An 18245-nucleotide genomic window follows, 5' to 3' on the forward strand; every position below is an offset into this window, starting at 1 on the left:
ATGGACCGCCGTCGTCATTCTGCCTAAGCACCCGACCCAAACTTTTTGGTTATGGCTCCACTCACTATAGGTATTTCCGCCCCTCCCTCCGTTCTGCCTAGCCTTCTAGGTAAGTCGTGAACCCGATCCGAGGAGTGCTGTTGGTTATTCTGCACCGTGATGACCGCAGCGCCGGCTACTACCGCTACCGGGGCACCGCGAAACCCGACAAGGCGGCTGTCCAGGCGGAAAAGACGCGCAAGCTGCTCCGGGACAGCCGGCAGCGGATTTCCTTCAATGCCACCAGCATGCGCGCCCTCTCGGTCCGGCTGAACCAGCAGATCGCGCAGGCGCTGTGCGACGGCATGAAAGTGACCCGCCTCGCCGAGGCCGCGGAACTCGCCCGCTGGGCAGTGCGCACCGTGGGGCTGTCGTCCGACGACCTGCTCCCGTCCGGGATGCCGGCGGAGCAGCATCTTGCCCTGATCCGCCAGCTCAAGTCGGAGCTGGTTGAACTTGAAGAGTCCAAAGCCGTGCTGGAACACCGCCGCCTGAACCTTTTGGCAGTAGCACGACGGCGGGGAGTTTTGGATGACTACGAGCTGGCCGCCCTCAGCGGTTTGCAGCGCGAAACCATCCGGAAGATGACCTGGGGCGTCCAGCCCGAATCCGGCGCCATCCCGGCGTAAGTCTGCGCCCGGCGTCGTGCAAGTCAAGCCCTAGCGAGGCGGAGCGCGCAAGCGTAGCGTCGAACTGCACGCTGTTGCTGGTTGCTCGGAGGTGGCGCAATGGCTGGATGGAATGCTGATACGGCGGCGGGTCCATTGGGGGCCGGGACGGTCACCTTGGTCGAGGGATCGTCCTTCTGCATCTCCCTACCGAACGGGGACATCAGCACAGAGCATCCGCATGGCCTCTTTGTGCAGGACGCCCGCATCCTCTCGGGCTGGAGCCTGACGGTTGACGGCCTGGCGCTGGAGCCGCTGGCAGCTGAGACGAAGGAGCCGTACCGGGCGCTGTTTGTGGGTCGGGTTCCCCGCTCGGACGGCTACGCCGACAGTCCCCTGATCGTGGAGCGGCTGCGGGAGGTGGGGGCCGGCATCCAGGAGCAGGTCACCGTCCGTAATTTCTCCCTCGAGCCTGTCGACTGCGTCGTCGCTGTCAAGATCGGGGCGGACTTCGCGGACCTCTTCGAGGTGAAAGAGGCTCGCATCCTGCGGCGCTGGGACGAAAAACGGCAGGCCGACGGCGGTTCGCTCACCATTCGGGCGGCGTGGCAGGACGTCCGGAAGGGCGTGGTGGTCCAGGCTCCGGGTGCGGACGTTACGGCGGACGCCGTGACGTACCGGGCCACGGTTCCGGCGCACGGACACTGGAGCACGGTCCTGACAGTGCTGCCCAGTACCGAGGGATCCAATGCGCCGGTGGCTTTCGTGCATTCCGGGGGTGATGGCCTGTCTCCCCGGGACGTACGCCGGCGGGAGTGGGTGGCGAAAATTCCGGTCCTGCAGATGGGCAACCGGTCGGTGGAACGCACCCTGCGCCGCAGCTATGACGACCTGGGCGCCCTGCGGATCGAGGACCCCGACCATCCTGAGCGCGTCGTGGTGGCCGCCGGGGCGCCCTGGTTCATGACCCTGTTCGGCAGGGACTCGCTTTGGGCTTCGGTCATGGCGATGCCGGTGGATCCATCCCTGGCCCTGGGCACGCTGCAGACCCTGGCCGACCGGCAGGGATCCGTCGTGGACCCGATGACCGAGGAGGAACCGGGCAAGATCCTCCATGAGGTCCGGCTCGACGTTTCCAGCGGGCTGTCCCTGGGCGGCAAGTCGGCCTACTACGGCAGCGTCGACGCGACACCCCTGTTCCTGATGGTGCTCGGTGCGGTCAGCCGCTGGGGCTTCGGTGCGGACACGATCGCTGCTTTGCTGCCCCACGCGGACCGCGCACTCGAGTGGATCATGAAATACGGGGACAGGGACGGCGACGGCTTCGTCGAGTACGAGCGCCTCAACGACCAGGGCCTGATCAACCAGGGCTGGAAGGATTCCTGGGACGGAATCAACTTCGCTAACGGCAGGCTTGCCGAGCCGCCGATCGCACTCTGCGAGGTCCAGGCCTACGTTTACGTCGCTTACCTTTCGCGCGCATGGCTGGCGTACGACGCCGGGGACACGGCTTTTGGTAATGAGCTCGCCGACCGCGCGGCCCAGCTGAAGAAACAATTCAACGAACAGTTCTGGATCCCTGAACGCGGGTACTACGCCATTGCCCTGGACGGGAAGAAAAGACAGGTGGATGCCTGCGCTTCGAATATGGGTCACTGCATGTTGCAGGGCCTCATTGACGAGGACAAGGCCCCTCAGGTGGCCGAACGGCTGATGTCCCCGGAGATGTTCAGCGGCTGGGGCGTGCGTACCCTGGCCAGCGACATGGGCGCCTACAACCCCGCCAGCTACCACAACGGATCGGTGTGGCCGCACGACAACGCCATCGTCGCGGCCGGGCTCCTCCGCTATGGCTTCGTCGAGGAGGCACAGCGGATCGCCACCGGCATGATGGATGCTGCCGAATACTCCGACGGCCGGCTCCCGGAGCTGTTCTGCGGTTTCAGCCGGGAACAGCTCGCCGCTCCCGTCCCGTATCCGACGGCGTGCTCGCCGCAGGCCTGGGCAGCTACCGCGCCCATCCAGCTGGTGACGAGCCTGATGCGGTACGACCCCGTCGTTTCCGCGGGCGGCGTCTGGATGGACCCGGTCCTTCCTCCGTCCTTTGGGGACCTGCACATCACCAACGCTCCGCTGGGCGGCGGCCGCATCACCATCGACATCGCCAATTCCGTCCCGTCGGTCCAAGGGCTGTCTCAGGGGATGACGCTCCACCAGGGGCACCGGCCGTGGATGGTCGAACTGGTCCAGCAGGCCGATCACCGCCGGAGGGAGCGGTTGGAAAACTGGGGCAGGTAGGCACCCGTTTTCGTTGCGGAAAATGTCGCAGTTTTGCGCAGTGCTAATCAGGGTGACCGACGGTGTCGGGCCGCTTCAGCAGGGGAGCAGAAGGAACCTATGGTGATGAAAACGTCCCCATTCGCACCTCGCGTTCCCGGCCCGTCAGGGAAGCGCAGGCCCGTTCTCCCTGAAAGAAGGATCCCCCGTGGCTCTACCCAAACCTGTCCGGAGTCTCGCTGCCGGCGTCGCTGCCCTGGCCCTGGCCACCGCGCTGGCCGGCTGCAGCACCAGTTCGGGCGCGGCACAGGTCGATGCCGGCAAGCCCGTCAGCGGAGGCACGCTGACCTATCTGGAACAGCAGGCCCACACCAACCTGTATCCCCCGGCCGGCGGTTTCTACCCCAACGGCGGCATCCTTAACCAGATCACCGACAAGCTGACCTACCAGAACCCGGAGACCCTCAAGATCGAGCCGTGGCTCGCCGAATCCTGGACCAGCAACCCGGCGCTGACGGAGTACACCTTCAAGCTGCGCAGCGGCGTCACCTTCTCAGACGGCACACCGGTGGATGCTGCCGCCGTCGCCCGGAACTTCGACACCTACGGCCTGGGCAACAAGGCCCTCAACCAGCCGGTGTCCGAGGTGATCAACAATTACGACCACAGCGAGGTCATCGACCCCCATACCGTGAAGTTCCACTTCAAGAAGTCCTCCCCGGGCTTCCTGCAGGGCACCGCCACCATCGGCTCGGGCATCGTGTCCATCAGCACCCTGGACCGGAACTTTGACGACCTCGGCAGCGCCAAGAACATCATCGGCAGCGGCCCGTTCACCGTCGCCAACGAAGTTCTGGGCAAGGAAGTCGACCTCAGTGCCAGGCCCGACTACAACTGGGGACCCAAGACGGCCGACCACCAGGGCCGTGCGTACATGGACGCGGTGAAGATCGTAGTGACCCCGGAGGACAGCGTGCGCACCGGCTCACTGATCGCCGGGCAGGGCGACCTGATCCGCCAGGTCCAGGCCTACGACGAGAAGCAGGTGGAGTCCAAGGGCTTCAAGATCTTCGCGCCCGGCACCCGCGGCGTCAACGACAGCATCGTCTTCCGCCCCGACAACGCCCTCGTTGCCGACGTCCGCGTTCGCCAGGCGCTCCTCAAGGCCACCGACAGGGACGAGATCGTGGAGACCATCTTCTCCGACAACTACCCGGTGGCCACCTCGGTGCTGTCCAAGGAAGCCATCGGCTACGTGGACCTCTCCGCCAAGCTCGGTCACGACCCGGAGAAGGCCAAGGAACTGCTGGACGACGCCGGGTGGAAGCCGGGTGCCGACGGCATCCGCAGCAAGGACGGCAAGCAGCTGTCCCTGACGATTTATGAATCGCTGCCGCAGCCGCAGAACAAGGCCGTGCTGCAGCTGGTCGCCCAGCAGTGGGAGAAGGTTGGCGTCAAGCTCAACATCCTCGCCGGTGACTCGGGCAGCAAGACCGTCGACAGCCTTGACCCGGAGAAGACCCCGGTGTCCGTGGCGATGGTGGGACGCGCCGATCCGGATGTCATCAAGAGCCAGTTCTACCCCAAGAACCGCGATGCCCTGCTCCAGAAGGGCGGCAGCAGCCAGAAGGTGAAGAGCTTTGTGGACCAGAAGCTGAACGCGCTCCTGGAAGCCGAAACGTCCCGCACCGATCCGGCACAGCGCCTCAAGGATGTCGCGGAGGTCCAGAACCACCTGATCGACCAGGCCCTCGTGATTCCGATCTTCGAGGAGCCGCAGGTCTTCGCCGCAGCACCGTACTTGCAGGGCCTCGGCTTCGAAGCTGTCGGACGCCCCAGCCTGTACGGCGTTTGGCTCGCCAAGCACTGACATGCGCCGCCACCTTCTGAGCCGCCATCTTCTGAGCCGTGCAGGGCAGGCCACGCTGGTGCTGTGGGCCGCCTTCACTGTCGCGTTCATCCTGCTTCAGGCGCTGCCCGGTGATGCCCTCCTGATCAAGTACCAGAACCCCGACATGGGGCTGAGCCCGCAGGAGATCGAGGACATCCGCACCTCCTACGGCGCGGACACCCCGCTATTCCTGCAATACCTGCATTCCCTGGCGGGCTTCCTCACGGGAAACCTGGGCTATTCGGTTCAGGCCGGCGTTCCGGTGGTGGACCAGCTGGCGGCCAACGTGCCGTCAACCCTGGCCCTGGCCGGACTCGGCTTCCTGGCCGCGGTGGTCCTGGCCGCTGCGATAGCGTTCCTCTCCAGCCTGGCGCCGTTCAGCTGGCTGCGGAACGCGGTCCAGTCACTGCCGTCACTGTTCATCTCGGTGCCGGTGTTCTGGCTCGGGATCGTGCTGATCCAGATCTTCTCCTTCCAACTGAAGCTCATTCCCGTGATCAACCCGCCCGAGGCGCTGGGCCTAGTACTGCCGGTGGCAACGCTGGCGATCCCGATTTCGGCGCCACTGGCACAGGTGCTGATCCGCAGCATCGACGACGTCGGGACACAGCCTTTCGTGGCCGTCGCACGGTCACGGGGCGGCAGCAACGTGTGGGTGCTGGGCCACCACGTGGTACGGAACGCCGTGCTGCCCGCGCTCACGATCGCCGGTGTCCTGCTGGGCGAACTCATTGGCGGGGCGGTGGTCACGGAGACCGTCTTCGGCCGCAACGGCATAGGCCAGCTGACCCAGGAGGCCGTGAACAGCCAGGACGCCGCCGTACTGCAGGCCGTCGTGGTCCTGGCCGCCGCGGCGTTCGTGCTGGTCAACTTGGCCGTCGACCTCCTATATCCCGTCCTGGACCCCCGACTGAAGCGAAAGGCAGGTGCCCTCACGTGAGCCACGTCAGCCTGGCCGGCACACCGGTAACGGCCACCCCGGACACGGACAGCCCGGAAGAAGTCCCCAGTCGCCCCCGCCTCCGCATCCAGCCCGGACTGGTGCTGTCCTGGCTGGTCCTGGGCCTCGTGGCGCTCTGGACCATCGCCCCGGGGCTTTTCACCGCCCACAGCGCCACCTCGGGAACCGCCCGGGACAAGCTGCTGCCACCCGGCGGCGGGCACCTGCTCGGCACCGACGAGCTGGGACGTGATCTCTACTCGAGGATCGTGCATGGCTCCATCAACTCCGTGACCGGCGCCTTGGTGGCCGTCGCGGTGGGGCTGGTGGTCGGAACCCTCCTGGGTCTCCTCGCCGGTTCCATCGGCGGGATCACCGACGCCGTCGTGATGCGGATTGTGGACGTCCTGCTGTCCATTCCCGGCCTCCTGCTGTCGCTGAGCATCATCATCATCCTCGGCTTCGGCACCGTGAACGCGGCCATCGCCGTCGGCGTCGGCTCGGTGGCCAGCTTCGCCCGGCTCTCGCGTGCCGAGGTCCTGCGAGTCCGGCGCAGCGACTTCGTCGAGGCCGCGTTCGGCAGCGGCGGGACCTTCGCCGCCGTCCTCCGCCGGCACATCCTGCCCAATTCCGCCGGTCCCGTCCTTGCACTGGTCGCGCTTCAGTTCGGAGCCGCGATCCTGGCGATCTCCACCCTTGGATTCCTTGGCTACGGTGCCCCGCCACCCACGCCCGAATGGGGGCTGCTGATAGCCGAGGGACGGAACTACGTGGCCACGTCCTGGTGGCTCACCACCTATCCCGGGCTGGTGGTGGTGGCCGTCGTCCTGTCAGCCAACCGCATCAGCCACTCGATCCGAAAGGTTCAGCCGTGACCGGAATCCTCACAGCAGGGGCCACAGCCGCCGGCCCAGGGGCCCACACCGGTCCCGTCCTGGAACTCGAAAACCTCTCAGTGTCCTACGCGGACCGCCACGGATCGCACCGCCGCGTGGTCCACAACGTGTCGCTGAACCTCGCGCCCGGCGAAGTGGTCGCCCTGGTAGGCGAATCCGGTTCAGGGAAGTCGACGACCGCCCAGGCCGTGATCGGGCTGCTCGCCGGAAACGGCAGAATCGACGGCGGCAGTATCCGGCTCAACGGCACGGACATTGCGGGCTGGTCGCAGAAGCGCCTGGAAGCGATCCGCGGGGCCAAGATCAGCCTCATCCCGCAGGACCCGACGAGCTCCCTGAACCCGGTGACCACGGTGGGCATGCAGGTGGAGGAGGTGCTGCGCCTGCATACCAGGCTGCCGAAGGCGGAGCGCAGGCAGCGCGTCCTGGAACTGCTGGGGCGCGTGGGCATACCTGACCCCGAGCGCCGCGCCAGGCAGTACGCCCACGAACTTTCCGGTGGCATGAAGCAACGGGTGCTGATCGCCGCGGCCATCGCGCTGCAGCCTCAACTGATCATTGCCGACGAGGCCACGTCTGCCCTGGACGTCACCGTACAGCGGCGAATCCTGGACCTGCTCGATGACCTGCGCGCCGAATCCGGCACAGCCGTTCTGTTCGTCACGCACGACCTCGGCGTCGCCGCCGACCGCGCCGACCGGACCGTGGTCCTCAAGGGCGGGCGGGTCCAGGAACAAGGCCCTACAGCCGAGGTACTCGCGCACCCCACCAGTTCCTACACCCGGCAGCTGATCGCTGACGCGCCGTCGATCTCTGACGGCAAGGCTCGGCTCCTGCCCGCCGCCGGTGAACGCGCCGCCAGCCGGGACACCGCCGTCGCGGTCCGCAACCTCATCCAGGAATTCGCAACGGGGCGGAACCAACCCGCTTTCCGGGCCGTGGACGGCGTCAGCTTCAGCGTTCCGCGCGGCACGACGCACGCCATCGTGGGTGAATCGGGATCCGGAAAGACGACGACGGCGCGGGCCCTCGCCGGTTTCCAGCGCCCCACGGCCGGCCACATCGTCATCGGCGGCCAAGACCTCTCCGAACTGGACGCGAAAGGGCTGCGGCTGTTCCGCAAGCACGTGCAGCTGGTCTACCAGAACCCCTTCACCTCCTTGGACCCACGGCAGACCATTGCCAGAATCATCGAGGAACCGCTGCTGAACTTCAACGCCGGGCCCAAACCCGGGCGGGACGCCACAGTGCGGGAACTGCTGAACCGCGTCAGCCTGCCGGAGTCGCTCCTCGCCAAGCATCCCCGGGAACTCTCCGGTGGCCAGCGCCAGCGGGTGGCGATTGCCCGCGCGCTGGTGCTCGACCCGGAGGTGCTGATCCTGGATGAGGCCGTGTCCGCCCTGGACGTCACTGTCCAGTCCCAGATCCTGGCCCTCCTCGGGGAACTGCAGTGCGAACTTGACCTGAGCTATGTCTTCATCACCCATGACCTCGCCGTCGTCCGCCAGATCGCGGACACGGTCTCCGTCATGAGCAACGGCCGCCAGGTGGAACAGGGCACGGTGGATGACGTCTTCCTGAACCCGCAGCACTCCTACACCCGGGAACTGATCGACGCGATCCCCGGAAACCGAAAGGCACAACCATGACCCGCCCCGCCGCACTGGCCAAGCAAGGCACGGCCAAGAGGATCGGCTTCTTCACCCGGCTGCTGGACGACGCCGGACCCGCCGAACGCTACCGGCTCGCCCTGGAGCAGATCCTCAGGGCCGAGGAGCTGGGATTTGATTCCGCGTGGGTGGCACAGCACCACTTCAACGAGTCGGAGGGCGGGCTTCCCTCGCCCCTGGTGTTCCTGTCGCACGTTGCGGCAAGGACCTCCCGCATCCGGCTGGGAACCGGGATCATCACTCTTCCCCTCGAGGACCCGCTGCGCGCGGCCGAGGATGCCGCCGTGCTGGACCTGCTCTCCGGCGGCCGGCTCGAGGTTGGCGTCGGGACGGGAGGTACGCCGTCCGCCTTCACAGCGTTCGGGTTGGACTCCGACGAACGCCGTGGGATCTTCGCGGACAAGCTGCAGCTGCTCGCCGAGGCCTGGGGCGGCAAGGAGCTCGGAACCTCAACGAACCGGCTCTACCCGGCTGCCCCGCAACTGCTGGAGCGGATATGGCAGGCCACCTTCTCGGTGGCTGGCGGCGAGCGCGCCGGCCGGGCAGGTGACGGTGTGATGCTCTCCCGCACCCAGCCACGGTCCCCCGAAAAGCCGTCGGCGCCGCTGGACGAGCTTCAGAATCCGATCATCGATGCCTACCTGGCGGCGCTGCCGCACGGAGCAACGCCAAGGGTCCTCGCTTCCCGCACACTCTTTGTTGCCGACAGCCGGGCCGAGGCGCTCCGCTTCGCCGAGGCCGGACTGCGCCGGATCGTCCCGCACTTCGAGCGCCAGGGCCACGTCTTTGAAAGCCACGGCGTCGAGGGCCTGATAACTGCGACCGACTCGCACGTCGGAACCGTGGACGACGTCGTCGAATCCCTGGCCCGCGACAGCTCCCTGCAGCGGGCAACGGACATTTCCTTCCAGGTCCATTCCATCGATCCCCCGCACGAGCACATCCTGCGCTCCATCGAGCTCGCCGCCACCGAAGTGGTTCCGCGGCTCGGCTGGAAAGCAGCCCCCGCATCTGTCCCCGCCCAGCAATCTCACCCGTCCAGCAAGGAGCGAAATGAGCAACACAGCACAAGACGCCGTCGACACCATTTTGGGGGTCTCCCCCGGGTCGCCCTTAGATGAACTGCGGCGGCGCCGTCCCGTCACCCGGGAGAACACCCAAGCCAGTTACCTGGCCCTCTTCGAGCCCGACGTGCTCACGGCAGCCAGCCTGCCAGAACGGTTCGCCGTCGCCGTGTTCGTGGCGGCGCTGCACGGGAACGCTGAGGCGACGGCGTTCTATGAGCAGGGATTCAAGGCGGCCGGAGCCGGCGATTCGCTCCACGCCGCCGTCCTCGAGGCAGCGGAATCGGGCGTGGCGCTCGGGCCCTACGGCGAGTACCGCGAGCCCGGTCTGCAGGCCGAAAGCCGTCCGGGGCTGCGATGGGCTGCCCCTGCCGCAGTCAGGGGCATCTTGGGCGACAGGCTGAGCTCGGCCCTGGACCACGCGCACCTGCTGGTCTTCCGGCCGCGGGAAGCTTCCCCGGCAGCCCTCGGCACCCTCGTGGCGGCGGGGTGGTCCACCACGGGCATCGTCACGCTCTCGCAGCTCGTTGCGTTCCTCGCCTACCAGCTCCGGGTGGTCAGCGGGCTGCGGATTCTGGCCGCCGCCCTGCCGGAACCCGCCCTGACAGAAATTGCCGCGAACCCGGCTGACGCCCAGACCGTAAGGATCGGATCATGACCGATGAAGTGACCACCTACCCCACCCTGAACCGACCGGAGGCCTTCACCCAGGACGAACTAGGATGGCGGCCCTGGCTGCAGGCGCCCGACGCCGCGGCCCTGACCGAGCGGCAGCTGGCCGGGCTGGTGGACCGCGGGCGCGCCGGAAGCGACTACTTCCGGCTATTGGCCCGCGACCCGGACATCCTGGGCGCTCGGACGCGCACCGATAAGGACATCTTCTACAACACGAAGGAAGGCCTCCCCCGCGGCGAGCGGGAACTCGCGGCAGCTGCGACGTCCCGCGCCAACGGCTGCGTCTTCTGCGCGTCCGTCCACGCCCGGTTCGCCTCACACCACTCAGACCGGCACGACGACGTCCAGCAGCTTCTCGACGACGGCACCTCCGCTGACCTCGGGTCGCGCTGGAACGCCGTCGTTGCGGCAGCGGCGGCGCTGGCGCAGACACCGCCGCGGCTGAACGAGGCCCACGTCCGGGCCCTGCAGGACGAGGGCCTCGACGTGCTGGACCTGGCCGACGTGATCCACGGCAGCGCGTTTTTCAACTGGGCCAACCGGCTGATGCTGTCGCTCGGGGAACCGGAACAGCCAACGCAGCCTAAGCCGCAGGCGTAAAGCCAACACAAGCGAAAAAGGAGGGTGGGCATCCAGCGGATGCCCACCCTCCTTGCTGTTCAGGTCTGCTGCAGATTTCCCGGGCGCAGGGCCTCTGCGCCCGCGGCAGAAAAGGTGCGCGGCCGCCAGGAAACCGCGGGGAACCAGAAGGACGCTCACGCGCGTGGGCCTCACACCGGGAGGAGGCGCACTCCGTCGCGGTTGCCGTACATCTGGCGTCCCTGCCCGGCCGAACTGATGATCCACACCAGGTCCGAGTCCGGCGTCTTGGAGTCAACGCGGCCGGTGTACGAGTGCCCCGAGGGAAGCGTGACCTCGACACTGGCCCCGACCTTGATGGCTGCCCAGTCCTCCGCGGGCAGCCACACCTCGTCGGTGATGTCCGGCTGCGCGAGCCGGCGGCCACGCCGACGGGACGTGGCCTTGACCTTGGCCACGCCACCCCGTGTCATGCGACGCCCTCCAGGATTTTGACCCGTGGCTGCACGGAGACGTACTCGCCCTTGAAGAAAAGGAGGGGATCGACGTCGGAGCGGGCGCCCAGGGCGTGGATCGCGGCCACCACTATGGTGTGGTCGCCGCCGTCGTACTCCTGGTGCAGCTCGCAGTCCACCCAGGCCAGGGCGCCGTCGAGGACAGGGTTGCCGAGGGGCGACGGCGAGTGCTCGACTCCGGCGAACTTGTCCGCACCGGACCGCGCGAACTGGGCCGCGAGATGCTGGTGGTCCGCGGGAAGGATGTTGACGGTGAAGCGGCCTGCCTGGCGCAGCAGCGGCCAGGTACTGGAGGTCCGTGCCGGGCTGAAGGTCACCAGCGCCGGTTCCAGCGAGAGGGACGCAAAGGACTGGCAGGTGAACCCGGCAGGGCCGTTCTCGGTTGCCGCGGTGATCACGGTCAGGCCCGTCGCGAAGTGGCCCAGCACGTTGCGGATCCGGCGCGGGCTGAGGTCTGAGAGTTCCGTCATGGCGAGTCCTTTCGAAGCGTGTAGACCCAATCAAGCACCTTGCTGGCGGCTTCCCAAGCCCGGCTGCAACGAACTGACGCGCACGGAAACGCAGCTTCACCGGCCGAAGCGGGGCGTAACAAAACCGGCCAACTCCCAAGCCCCAGCAAATCGGGACCAGTTCCGAATTTGCGGACAGAACGTCGCGAAATTGCCGCATATGGGCCAATATGGTGTCATGCCGAAAATACGCATCTCCGAAGCCGCGCGCTTCCTGGGCGTCAGCGATGACACCGTCCGCCGCTGGACCGAAAGCGGGACCCTGACCCCCGTCAAGGACGCCTCCGGCAGACTCGCCGTCGACGGACTGGAACTGGCACAGCTCGCCCGCAACCAGGCGCAGCTGCCCGAGGACCCCACCCGGGTAGGCAGCTCGGCGCGCAACCGGTTCGTTGGCCTGGTCACCGGCATCACCGCGGACAAGGTCATGGCCCAGGTGGAGCTGCAGTGCGGCCCGTTCCGCGTTGTCTCCCTGATGAGCAGCGAAGCCGTCCGTGACCTCGGCCTTGAACTCGGGTCCGTGGCCACGGCCGTCGTCAAGGCCACCACCGTCATCATCGAAACGCCTCAGGGAAAGAGCATCATATGAGCACCATCCACGTGCGCATTGGCGCCGTGCTGGCCGCCGGAGTCGTTATCGCCGGGCTGGCCGGCTGCGCCGCCTCCAATATGGCGGCCGGCACAACCCAGAGCGGCAGTTCGACGGCGGCCGGCACCGGCACCGTGACCGTGTTCGCCGCCGCGTCCCTCAAGCCGACGTTCACCAGGATCGCCTCCGAGTTCGAGGCCGCAAACCCGGGCACCAAGGTCACTCTCAACTTCGCCGGGTCCTCGGACCTGGCCACGCAGATCAGCCAGGGCGCCCCGGCCGATGTGTTCGCCTCCGCCGACACCAGGAACATGGCCAAGCTCTCCGACGCCGGGCTCATCGGCGGAACGGCAAGCAACTTCGCCACGAACGTCCTGGAGATCGCCGTCCCGCCGGGCAATCCGGCGTCGGTCAGTTCCTTCGCCGACCTGGCGAAGCCGGGCGTCAAGGTGGTTGTCTGCGCACCCCAGGTCCCCTGCGGCTCCGCCACCGAGACCGTGGAGCAGGCCGCCGGAACCACCCTGAAGCCCGTCAGCGAGGAATCCTCCGTGACTGACGTGCTCGGCAAGGTCACCTCCGGGGAAGCCGACGCCGGGCTGGTCTACGTCACCGACGTCAAAAACGCGGGCGACAAGGTCAAGGGCATCCCGTTCAGCGAGTCGGACAAGGCAGTAAACACCTACCCGATCGCCACCGTGGGCAGCAGCAGGAACAAGGAACTGGCCAAGGCCTTCATCGCCACGGTCACCGGCAGCGAAGGCAGGAAGGTCCTCAGTGACGCCGGATTCGGCACCCCGTAGCAACGCTTGGACAGCAGGCAAGACTAGGCGCTGGGATGCCGGCTACACCGGCGCCCCGCCGTGGGTCTTCGCCCTCGCGGCAGCGGGAGCGCTGTTTGTCCTGCTGCCGTTGGCCGCCATGGTGGCCAAGGTCAACTGGGGCCAGTTCATCCCGCTCATCACCTCGGAATCCTCCCTCACCGCTCTGGGCCTGAGCCTGCGGACCTCGGCCGCCAGCACGGTGCTGTGCATCGTGCTCGGCGTGCCGCTGGCCCTCGTCCTGGCCCGTGCCAGTTTCCCGGGCCAGCGCCTGCTGCGGGCCTTCGTGCTGCTCCCGCTCGTGTTGCCCCCGGTCGTCGGCGGCATCGCCCTGCTCTACACGTTCGGCCGCCAGGGCATGCTCGGGCGCAGCATCGAACTGGCCGGAATCCAGATCGCTTTCTCCACCACCGCCGTCGTCCTCGCCCAGACGTTCGTGGCGCTGCCTTTCCTGGTGGTCAGCCTCGAGGGCGCCCTCCGCACGGCGGGCACCAAATACGAGGCGGTCGCTGCAACCCTGGGCGCCCGTCCCACCACGGTGCTGCGCCGCGTCAGCATCCCGCTGGTACTGCCCGGCCTGGCTTCCGGTGCCGTACTGTCCTTCGCGCGCTGCCTGGGTGAGTTCGGCGCCACCCTGACATTCGCCGGCAGCCTGCAGGGCGTCACCCGAACCCTGCCCCTGGAGATCTACCTGCAGCGGGAAACCGACGCCGATGCCGCCGTCGCCCTTTCCCTGGTGCTGGTGGCCGTGGCCGTCGCCGTCGTCGGGCTTTCCTACCGGCGCCCCCGGGCGCTGGCGGCAGAGGCAGGAGCAAAGTGACTTTCACGCTTAACGCCGCGCTGACGGCACGCAACTTCGACGTCTCCCTCACGCTCGGAGCCGCCGAAACCGTCGCCGTGCTGGGCCCCAACGGCGCCGGTAAGTCGACACTGCTGGGGATCATCGCCGGGCTCCTCCGCCCCGACAGCGGGCACGCCGTGCTCGGACAGAAATCGCTGTTCAACCTCGACGGCGGGAACAGCCGTTTCCTGCCGCCGCACACGCGGGGAACAGCCTTGCTCGCACAGGAACCGCTCCTGTTTCCGCACATGAGCGTGCTGGAGAATGTCGCCTTCGGGCCCCGGGCAGCCGGCGCCAACCGGGCAGGTGCGCTGGAGACGGCGCGGCACTGGCTGGCCGAGGTGGAGGCCGCGGAGTTCGCGGACCGGCGGCCCGGCCAGCTCTCGGGCGGTCAGGCGCAGCGGGTCGCCATCGCCCGCGCCCTGGCCACAGACCCCGAACTGCTTCTGCTCGACGAACCCATGGCTGCCCTCGACATCCATGCCGCCCCCATGCTCCGCCGGCTCCTCAAACGGGTCCTCGCCAACCGCCGGGCCATCATCATCACGCACGATGTCCTGGACGCGCTCATGCTCGCGGACCGGGCCATCGTCGTCGAAGGCGGACGCATCACGGAGGAGGGGCCCACCCGCGCGGTCCTGGAGAAACCGCGCAGCAAGTTCGCCGCCGGTTTGGCGGGCATGAACCTTCTGGCCGGCATCATCACCGGCCACGGGCTCACGTCCGACGGCGGGCTGGACATCACCGCCCACCCCGAGGACGGTGCCGTCCCCGGCCAGGACGGCGTCGCCGTCTTCTCGCCGACGGCGGTTTCGGTCTTTCTTACCGCTGAGCACGGCAGCCCGCGGAACTCGTTCGCCGTCACCATCACGGACCTGGAACCCCACGGCGACCAGATCCGCGTCCACGCCGGCGGCCTGTCCGCGGACATCACCCCAGCAGCCTCGGCAGACCTGGGACTCACCCCGGGAATGACCGTCTACTTCGTCATCAAGGCCACCGCCATCGCGGTTTATCCGGCGTGACTGTGCAGCTGCAGCCGCGCAAAAAAGTCCGCGATGATCAGTCTCGAGTCCACACTCGTGTAGGTCCTTCTGGATGGCGAACTGCCCGTTTCCTCGAACCTGGATGTGACGTCGTCGAGCCCGGTGACGACGAGCGGCGCACTGTCTCCCAGGCACCACAGCGGCCCGAATTTGACGAAGTCCGGAACCTTTAGGCTGTTGAACCGCTCCCACAGCCACGCGCCGCCCGCACCCGCGTTCCTGAGCGAGTAGTCGAGCTGGGCAACGGATATGACGACTTGCCGGTACGTCTCCATGGGAAACTGCCACACGGCGAGTTGTTGGTTGTCCAGCACAAACCGGGCGGCGGCAGGATCGGTGTGATAGTTGTATTCGTCCTCGTTCGCGGCGGCCCCGCCGACCCAAGCAAGGGTGAACGAGGCGGCGATATCCGGTTCCAGAAGGAGCGCGTCTGCGACGTTCGTCAGCGGGCCGGCGCATACGAGGACCGTTGGCATGTCTGCAATAGCTCCTGCACGGACAGCGTCAACGATGGCCTGTGCGGCGGCTGTGTTCCGAGGCTGCCCGGTGAACGGCGCGTCGGAGCCGGCGTGAACGGGGGCCAGATCCGGGAGCTTCAGCACGCGGAGCAAGTCCTCGGCCAGGTCCGCCCCTTCCCGTGCCATGCCGTCGGGCGGCCCGAACATCGGGTTGGTCAGCGAGCTCGTGACCGCGATGATCCGGTTGGCAGGAGACAACGCATGATGGGCTAGCCCGATAAGCCCATCCGGATCACCTGCCCAGTCATTGTCCAGGATGATCCGGCAGCGCGGCCCTACATTGATCATGTTCACCTGACTAAGCGTCCCCCGGTCAGGCCTGCCCTGCCTTCGACGATTTCAATGGGTGAAACCCGGTTTCAGCCGCTTGGCCAGCACCGCCGACAGCGCCAGCACCAGGAGTCCGGCCAGCGGCACCACGAAGAGGCCGGCGCGCAGGCTGGCGGCATCCGCGATGGCGCCGACAACCGGCGGCGAAACCAGGAAGCCCACGCGCATCAGCCAGCTGACCATGGTGAGCCCGGTCCCGGGCCGCAGCCCGGGTAGTTCGTCCGCGGCGTGCATGGCCGCGGGAACGAGCGTGGCCACGCCGAGGCCAGCGGCCGCGAAGCCGAGAATCGTGCCGGGGATGCTGGGGACGGCCAGGGCCGTACCCATGCCGACGGCGGCAATCAGTCCCCCGGCCCGCGCCACCGTCCGCTGGCCGAAGCGGTCTACGAGCCGGTCGCCCAGCAGGCGGCCGATGAACTGCGCCCCGGTCAGGGCCACGAAGCCGAACCCAGCGGGTGTGGTGGCCGCGCCGAGGGTGTCGCTGAGGTAGATGGCCGACCACGAGCTGCCGGCATCCTCCACCAAAGCCCCCGCCGTTGCGATGAGCACCAGGGCGGCCAGGACGCCGTACTTGGCGACTGTTCCCCGGGCGGCCGACGAAGGCTCGGAGCCTGGCGCCGCTGTCCCGTTCGCCGCATCAGCGGCGGCGAGCTCGCCGTCGTCGTCCGTTTCCGGCCCGGGCAGGAGGAAGCGGTAGCAGCACAGCGTCAACGCCGCGAACAGTGCGGCTGAGATGCTGAGGTGGATTCCGGGTGCAAGATCCAGGCCCGCCGCCGCGGCCCCCATCAGGCCGCCCAGCACGGCTCCGATGCTCCACACCGCGTGCAGCGAGTTGATGATGGAGCGCTGGTACAGCCGCTGGACACGCAGCCCGTGGGCGTTCTGGGCCACGTCGGTCACGGCGTCCATCGCTCCGGCGAAGAACAGTGCAGCGGCCAGCATCGCCCAGGACGGTGCCATGCCCGCGCAGAGGATCCCGAGGCTGGTCAGGATGGTGCCCGCCACCGCGACCCGCGAGGACCGAAAGCGGCGGATCAGCACTCCGGCGGCGAGCCCGGCCAGAAGGGCGCCGAGCGGGAATGCCGCCACTGCAAGCCCGAATTGGGCGTTGCTCAGACCCAGCTCCGCCATGATGGCCGGGTAGCGGGGCAGCAGGTTGGCGAAGAGCGCGCCGTTGGTGAGGAAGAGGATGGCGACGGCGGCGCGCGCCTTGCCGGGCACGGCCTGGGCGGCGATCGCAGTGGACGGCGCCGTTGTTGAAGGGTTGTTCACTGCGGAGTCACTATTCTGTTCACGGCGTCGCGAACGGTCTCAACGGACATGGGTTCCAGGGCCAGCGCCCGGTGGATGGAGAGGCCCTCAATCAGGGCATCCAGCATCACCGTTGTGGCCGGATCAAAGTGGCGTTCCAGGGCGGCGCGGCTCCTGGCCATCCAGTTGTCGGTCACCCGGCGCAGGTCCGGGCGGCGCGCGGCCAGGGCGTAGAGCTCGTAGGTAAGCAGGATGTTCCGGCGTTCCCCGAGCAGCTCCCCCGTGATGAGGCCCACCACGGCTTCCCGCGCCGCGTCCGGTCCGTCGGCGTTAGCCAGGGCTGCCTCGAAACCGTCCGCTGTTTCGTCAGCGAGCTTCGTGAAGGCGGCCGCGAACAGATCGTCGAGGCCCTTGAAATGGTAGGTCAGCGAACCGAGGGGCACGTCCGCTGCCTGGGCGACCTTCCGGTGGGTGGTGGCGGCAACGCCGTGTTCGGCGATGACGTCCAGGGCCACCTCGATAAGCCGCTGCCGGCGGTTGGGGTCGTGGCGGCGCACGCTCATATGCTGCGGATGACGCGGGCCGGGTTGCCGACGGCGACGACGTTGGCCGGCACGTCCTTCGTCACCACGGCCCCGGCGCCGATCACCGAGTTCTCCCCCACGGTCACGCCGGGGAGGATGATCGCGCCTCCGCCGATCCAGACGTTGTTCCCGATGGTGATGGGCTGTGCGGCCTCAAGCTTGTCCCGGCGCGGCCCGGGCTCCACGGGATGGGTGGGCGTCAGCAGCTGGACATTGGGGCCGATCTGTACGTCGTCGCCGATGGTGATGGGGGCAACGTCCAGCGCCGTGAAGTTGAAGTTGATGAAGGTCCGGGCGCCGATCCGAATGTACTTGCCGTAGTCGACGAAGAACGGCGGCCGGATGTCCGTACCCTCGCCGACCGCGCCGAGGAGGTCGGCCAGGATCCGCTTCGCCTCATCCCGGTCCCCGGCCCACGTCCTGCCGTAGCGGTCGGCGAGCTCCATGCCGCGGGCGTTGTCGGCGGCGAGGTTCGGATCGTCGGCGATGTACAGGTCCCCGGCCATCATCCGTTCCTGCATCGTCCTGCTGTCGCCGGCAAAATACTGCTCCACAATAAATCCCTCCAAAAGGCGTTATGTACAAACGTACACTGGTTGTGTACG

At 67.5% G+C, this 18245-nt stretch carries 19 protein-coding genes; 13 read left to right on the top strand and 6 right to left on the bottom strand.

Translation table 11 applies throughout. From position 1 onward, the window contains the following. Positions 1-134: 134 nt before the first annotated feature. The 9 genes from LFT45_RS19510 (at position 135) to LFT45_RS19550 (ending at position 10660) form a co-directional block, all read left to right on the top strand. The gene (locus LFT45_RS19510; protein WP_236809447.1) at positions 135-668 is read left to right on the top strand and encodes a hypothetical protein; all 534 of its coding nucleotides are present in this window, start codon (positions 135-137) and stop codon (positions 666-668) included. 99 nt (positions 669-767) lie between these two features. Then, on the top strand, positions 768-2945 hold the full coding sequence (locus LFT45_RS19515; protein ID WP_236805227.1) for an amylo-alpha-1,6-glucosidase: 2178 nt from the start codon (positions 768-770) through the stop codon (positions 2943-2945). Positions 2946-3132: 187 nt separating this feature from the next. Continuing rightward, positions 3133-4794 carry a TIGR04028 family ABC transporter substrate-binding protein gene (locus tag LFT45_RS19520; protein WP_236805228.1) on the top strand — a complete coding sequence of 554 codons (1662 nt, stop codon included), beginning with the start codon at positions 3133-3135 and terminating at the stop codon, positions 4792-4794. Between the two features lies 1 nt (position 4795). Then, positions 4796-5755 (top strand): ABC transporter permease, encoded by a 960-nt coding sequence (locus tag LFT45_RS19525; protein WP_236805229.1) that lies wholly within the window; start codon positions 4796-4798, stop codon positions 5753-5755. Then, entirely contained in the window at positions 5752-6630 is an 879-nt protein-coding gene (locus tag LFT45_RS19530) for an ABC transporter permease (protein ID WP_440157894.1), read from the top strand. The genes LFT45_RS19525 and LFT45_RS19530 overlap by 4 nt, the downstream gene beginning before the upstream one ends. Further along, on the top strand, positions 6627-8300 hold the full coding sequence (locus tag LFT45_RS19535; protein WP_236805230.1) for a dipeptide ABC transporter ATP-binding protein: 1674 nt from the start codon (positions 6627-6629) through the stop codon (positions 8298-8300). The genes LFT45_RS19530 and LFT45_RS19535 overlap by 4 nt, the downstream gene beginning before the upstream one ends. Continuing rightward, positions 8297-9442, top strand: a complete 1146-nt coding sequence (locus LFT45_RS19540; protein ID WP_236805231.1) for a putative FMN-dependent luciferase-like monooxygenase — start codon at positions 8297-8299, stop codon at positions 9440-9442. Before LFT45_RS19535 ends, LFT45_RS19540 begins: the two co-directional genes overlap by 4 nt. Further along, the gene (locus tag LFT45_RS19545) at positions 9375-10043 is read left to right on the top strand and encodes a CMD domain protein (protein ID WP_236805232.1); all 669 of its coding nucleotides are present in this window, start codon (positions 9375-9377) and stop codon (positions 10041-10043) included. The genes LFT45_RS19540 and LFT45_RS19545 overlap by 68 nt, the downstream gene beginning before the upstream one ends. Next, entirely contained in the window at positions 10040-10660 is a 621-nt protein-coding gene (locus LFT45_RS19550; RefSeq protein ID WP_236805233.1) for an alkylhydroperoxidase domain protein, read from the top strand. The genes LFT45_RS19545 and LFT45_RS19550 overlap by 4 nt, the downstream gene beginning before the upstream one ends. A 170-nt stretch (positions 10661-10830) precedes the next feature. Here LFT45_RS19550 and LFT45_RS19555 read toward each other — a convergent pair whose 3' ends face one another. Both LFT45_RS19555 and LFT45_RS19560 read right to left on the bottom strand, forming a co-directional pair. Then, on the bottom strand, positions 10831-11112 hold the full coding sequence (locus LFT45_RS19555) for an efflux RND transporter periplasmic adaptor subunit (protein WP_236805234.1): 282 nt from the start codon (positions 11110-11112) through the stop codon (positions 10831-10833). Further along, entirely contained in the window at positions 11109-11624 is a 516-nt protein-coding gene (locus LFT45_RS19560) for a flavin reductase family protein (RefSeq protein WP_236805235.1), read from the bottom strand. The genes LFT45_RS19555 and LFT45_RS19560 overlap by 4 nt, the downstream gene beginning before the upstream one ends. A 217-nt stretch (positions 11625-11841) precedes the next feature. Here LFT45_RS19560 and LFT45_RS19565 point away from each other — a divergent pair, with 217 nt between their 5' ends. Genes LFT45_RS19565 through LFT45_RS19580 form a run of 4 tightly spaced genes read left to right on the top strand, consistent with a single transcriptional unit; the run spans position 11842 to position 14936 of the window. Then, positions 11842-12252 (top strand): TOBE domain-containing protein, encoded by a 411-nt coding sequence (locus LFT45_RS19565; protein ID WP_236805236.1) that lies wholly within the window; start codon positions 11842-11844, stop codon positions 12250-12252. Next, positions 12249-13052 carry a molybdate ABC transporter substrate-binding protein gene (modA, locus tag LFT45_RS19570; RefSeq protein ID WP_236805237.1) on the top strand — a complete coding sequence of 268 codons (804 nt, stop codon included), beginning with the start codon at positions 12249-12251 and terminating at the stop codon, positions 13050-13052. Before LFT45_RS19565 ends, modA begins: the two co-directional genes overlap by 4 nt. Beyond that, positions 13027-13890 carry an ABC transporter permease gene (locus tag LFT45_RS19575; RefSeq protein WP_236805238.1) on the top strand — a complete coding sequence of 288 codons (864 nt, stop codon included), beginning with the start codon at positions 13027-13029 and terminating at the stop codon, positions 13888-13890. The genes modA and LFT45_RS19575 overlap by 26 nt, the downstream gene beginning before the upstream one ends. Then, positions 13887-14936 (top strand): sulfate/molybdate ABC transporter ATP-binding protein, encoded by a 1050-nt coding sequence (locus LFT45_RS19580; RefSeq protein ID WP_236805239.1) that lies wholly within the window; start codon positions 13887-13889, stop codon positions 14934-14936. Before LFT45_RS19575 ends, LFT45_RS19580 begins: the two co-directional genes overlap by 4 nt. Here LFT45_RS19580 and LFT45_RS19585 read toward each other — a convergent pair. Genes LFT45_RS19585 through LFT45_RS19600 form a run of 4 tightly spaced genes read right to left on the bottom strand, consistent with a single transcriptional unit; the run spans position 14924 to position 18197 of the window. After that, entirely contained in the window at positions 14924-15763 is an 840-nt protein-coding gene (locus LFT45_RS19585; protein ID WP_236805240.1) for a nucleoside hydrolase, read from the bottom strand. The two genes, LFT45_RS19580 and LFT45_RS19585, sit on opposite strands and share 13 nt — an antisense overlap. Before the next feature lie 51 nt (positions 15764-15814). Beyond that, positions 15815-17077, bottom strand: a complete 1263-nt coding sequence (locus LFT45_RS19590; RefSeq protein WP_236805241.1) for an MFS transporter — start codon at positions 17075-17077, stop codon at positions 15815-15817. Beyond that, entirely contained in the window at positions 17074-17619 is a 546-nt protein-coding gene (locus LFT45_RS19595) for a TetR/AcrR family transcriptional regulator (protein WP_236805242.1), read from the bottom strand. The genes LFT45_RS19590 and LFT45_RS19595 overlap by 4 nt, the downstream gene beginning before the upstream one ends. After that, positions 17616-18197, bottom strand: coding sequence for a sugar O-acetyltransferase (locus LFT45_RS19600; RefSeq protein ID WP_236809449.1), 582 nt, complete (start codon positions 18195-18197; stop codon positions 17616-17618). Before LFT45_RS19600 ends, LFT45_RS19595 begins: the two co-directional genes overlap by 4 nt. Positions 18198-18245 lie beyond the last annotated feature (48 nt).

Origin of the sequence: Arthrobacter sp. FW305-BF8 (genome assembly GCF_021789315.1) — a bacterium.
Lineage (GTDB): Bacteria > Actinomycetota > Actinomycetes > Actinomycetales > Micrococcaceae > Arthrobacter.

Excerpts from the sequence above, each read along its gene's own strand:
- LFT45_RS19515 (WP_236805227.1), top strand. The coding sequence starts at position 768 with ATGGCTGGATGGAATGCTGATACGGCGGCGGGTCCATTGGGGGCCGGG.
- LFT45_RS19525 (WP_236805229.1), top strand. The coding sequence starts at position 4,796 with ATGCGCCGCCACCTTCTGAGCCGCCATCTTCTGAGCCGTGCAGGGCAG.
- LFT45_RS19540 (WP_236805231.1), top strand. The coding sequence starts at position 8,297 with ATGACCCGCCCCGCCGCACTGGCCAAGCAAGGCACGGCCAAGAGGATC.
- LFT45_RS19545 (WP_236805232.1), top strand. The coding sequence starts at position 9,375 with ATGAGCAACACAGCACAAGACGCCGTCGACACCATTTTGGGGGTCTCC.
- LFT45_RS19550 (WP_236805233.1), top strand. The coding sequence starts at position 10,040 with ATGACCGATGAAGTGACCACCTACCCCACCCTGAACCGACCGGAGGCC.
- LFT45_RS19555 (WP_236805234.1), bottom strand. The coding sequence starts at position 11,112 with ATGACACGGGGTGGCGTGGCCAAGGTCAAGGCCACGTCCCGTCGGCGT.
- LFT45_RS19560 (WP_236805235.1), bottom strand. The coding sequence starts at position 11,624 with ATGACGGAACTCTCAGACCTCAGCCCGCGCCGGATCCGCAACGTGCTG.
- LFT45_RS19565 (WP_236805236.1), top strand. The coding sequence starts at position 11,842 with ATGCCGAAAATACGCATCTCCGAAGCCGCGCGCTTCCTGGGCGTCAGC.
- modA (WP_236805237.1), top strand. The coding sequence starts at position 12,249 with ATGAGCACCATCCACGTGCGCATTGGCGCCGTGCTGGCCGCCGGAGTC.
- LFT45_RS19585 (WP_236805240.1), bottom strand. The coding sequence starts at position 15,763 with ATGATCAATGTAGGGCCGCGCTGCCGGATCATCCTGGACAATGACTGG.
- LFT45_RS19595 (WP_236805242.1), bottom strand. The coding sequence starts at position 17,619 with ATGAGCGTGCGCCGCCACGACCCCAACCGCCGGCAGCGGCTTATCGAG.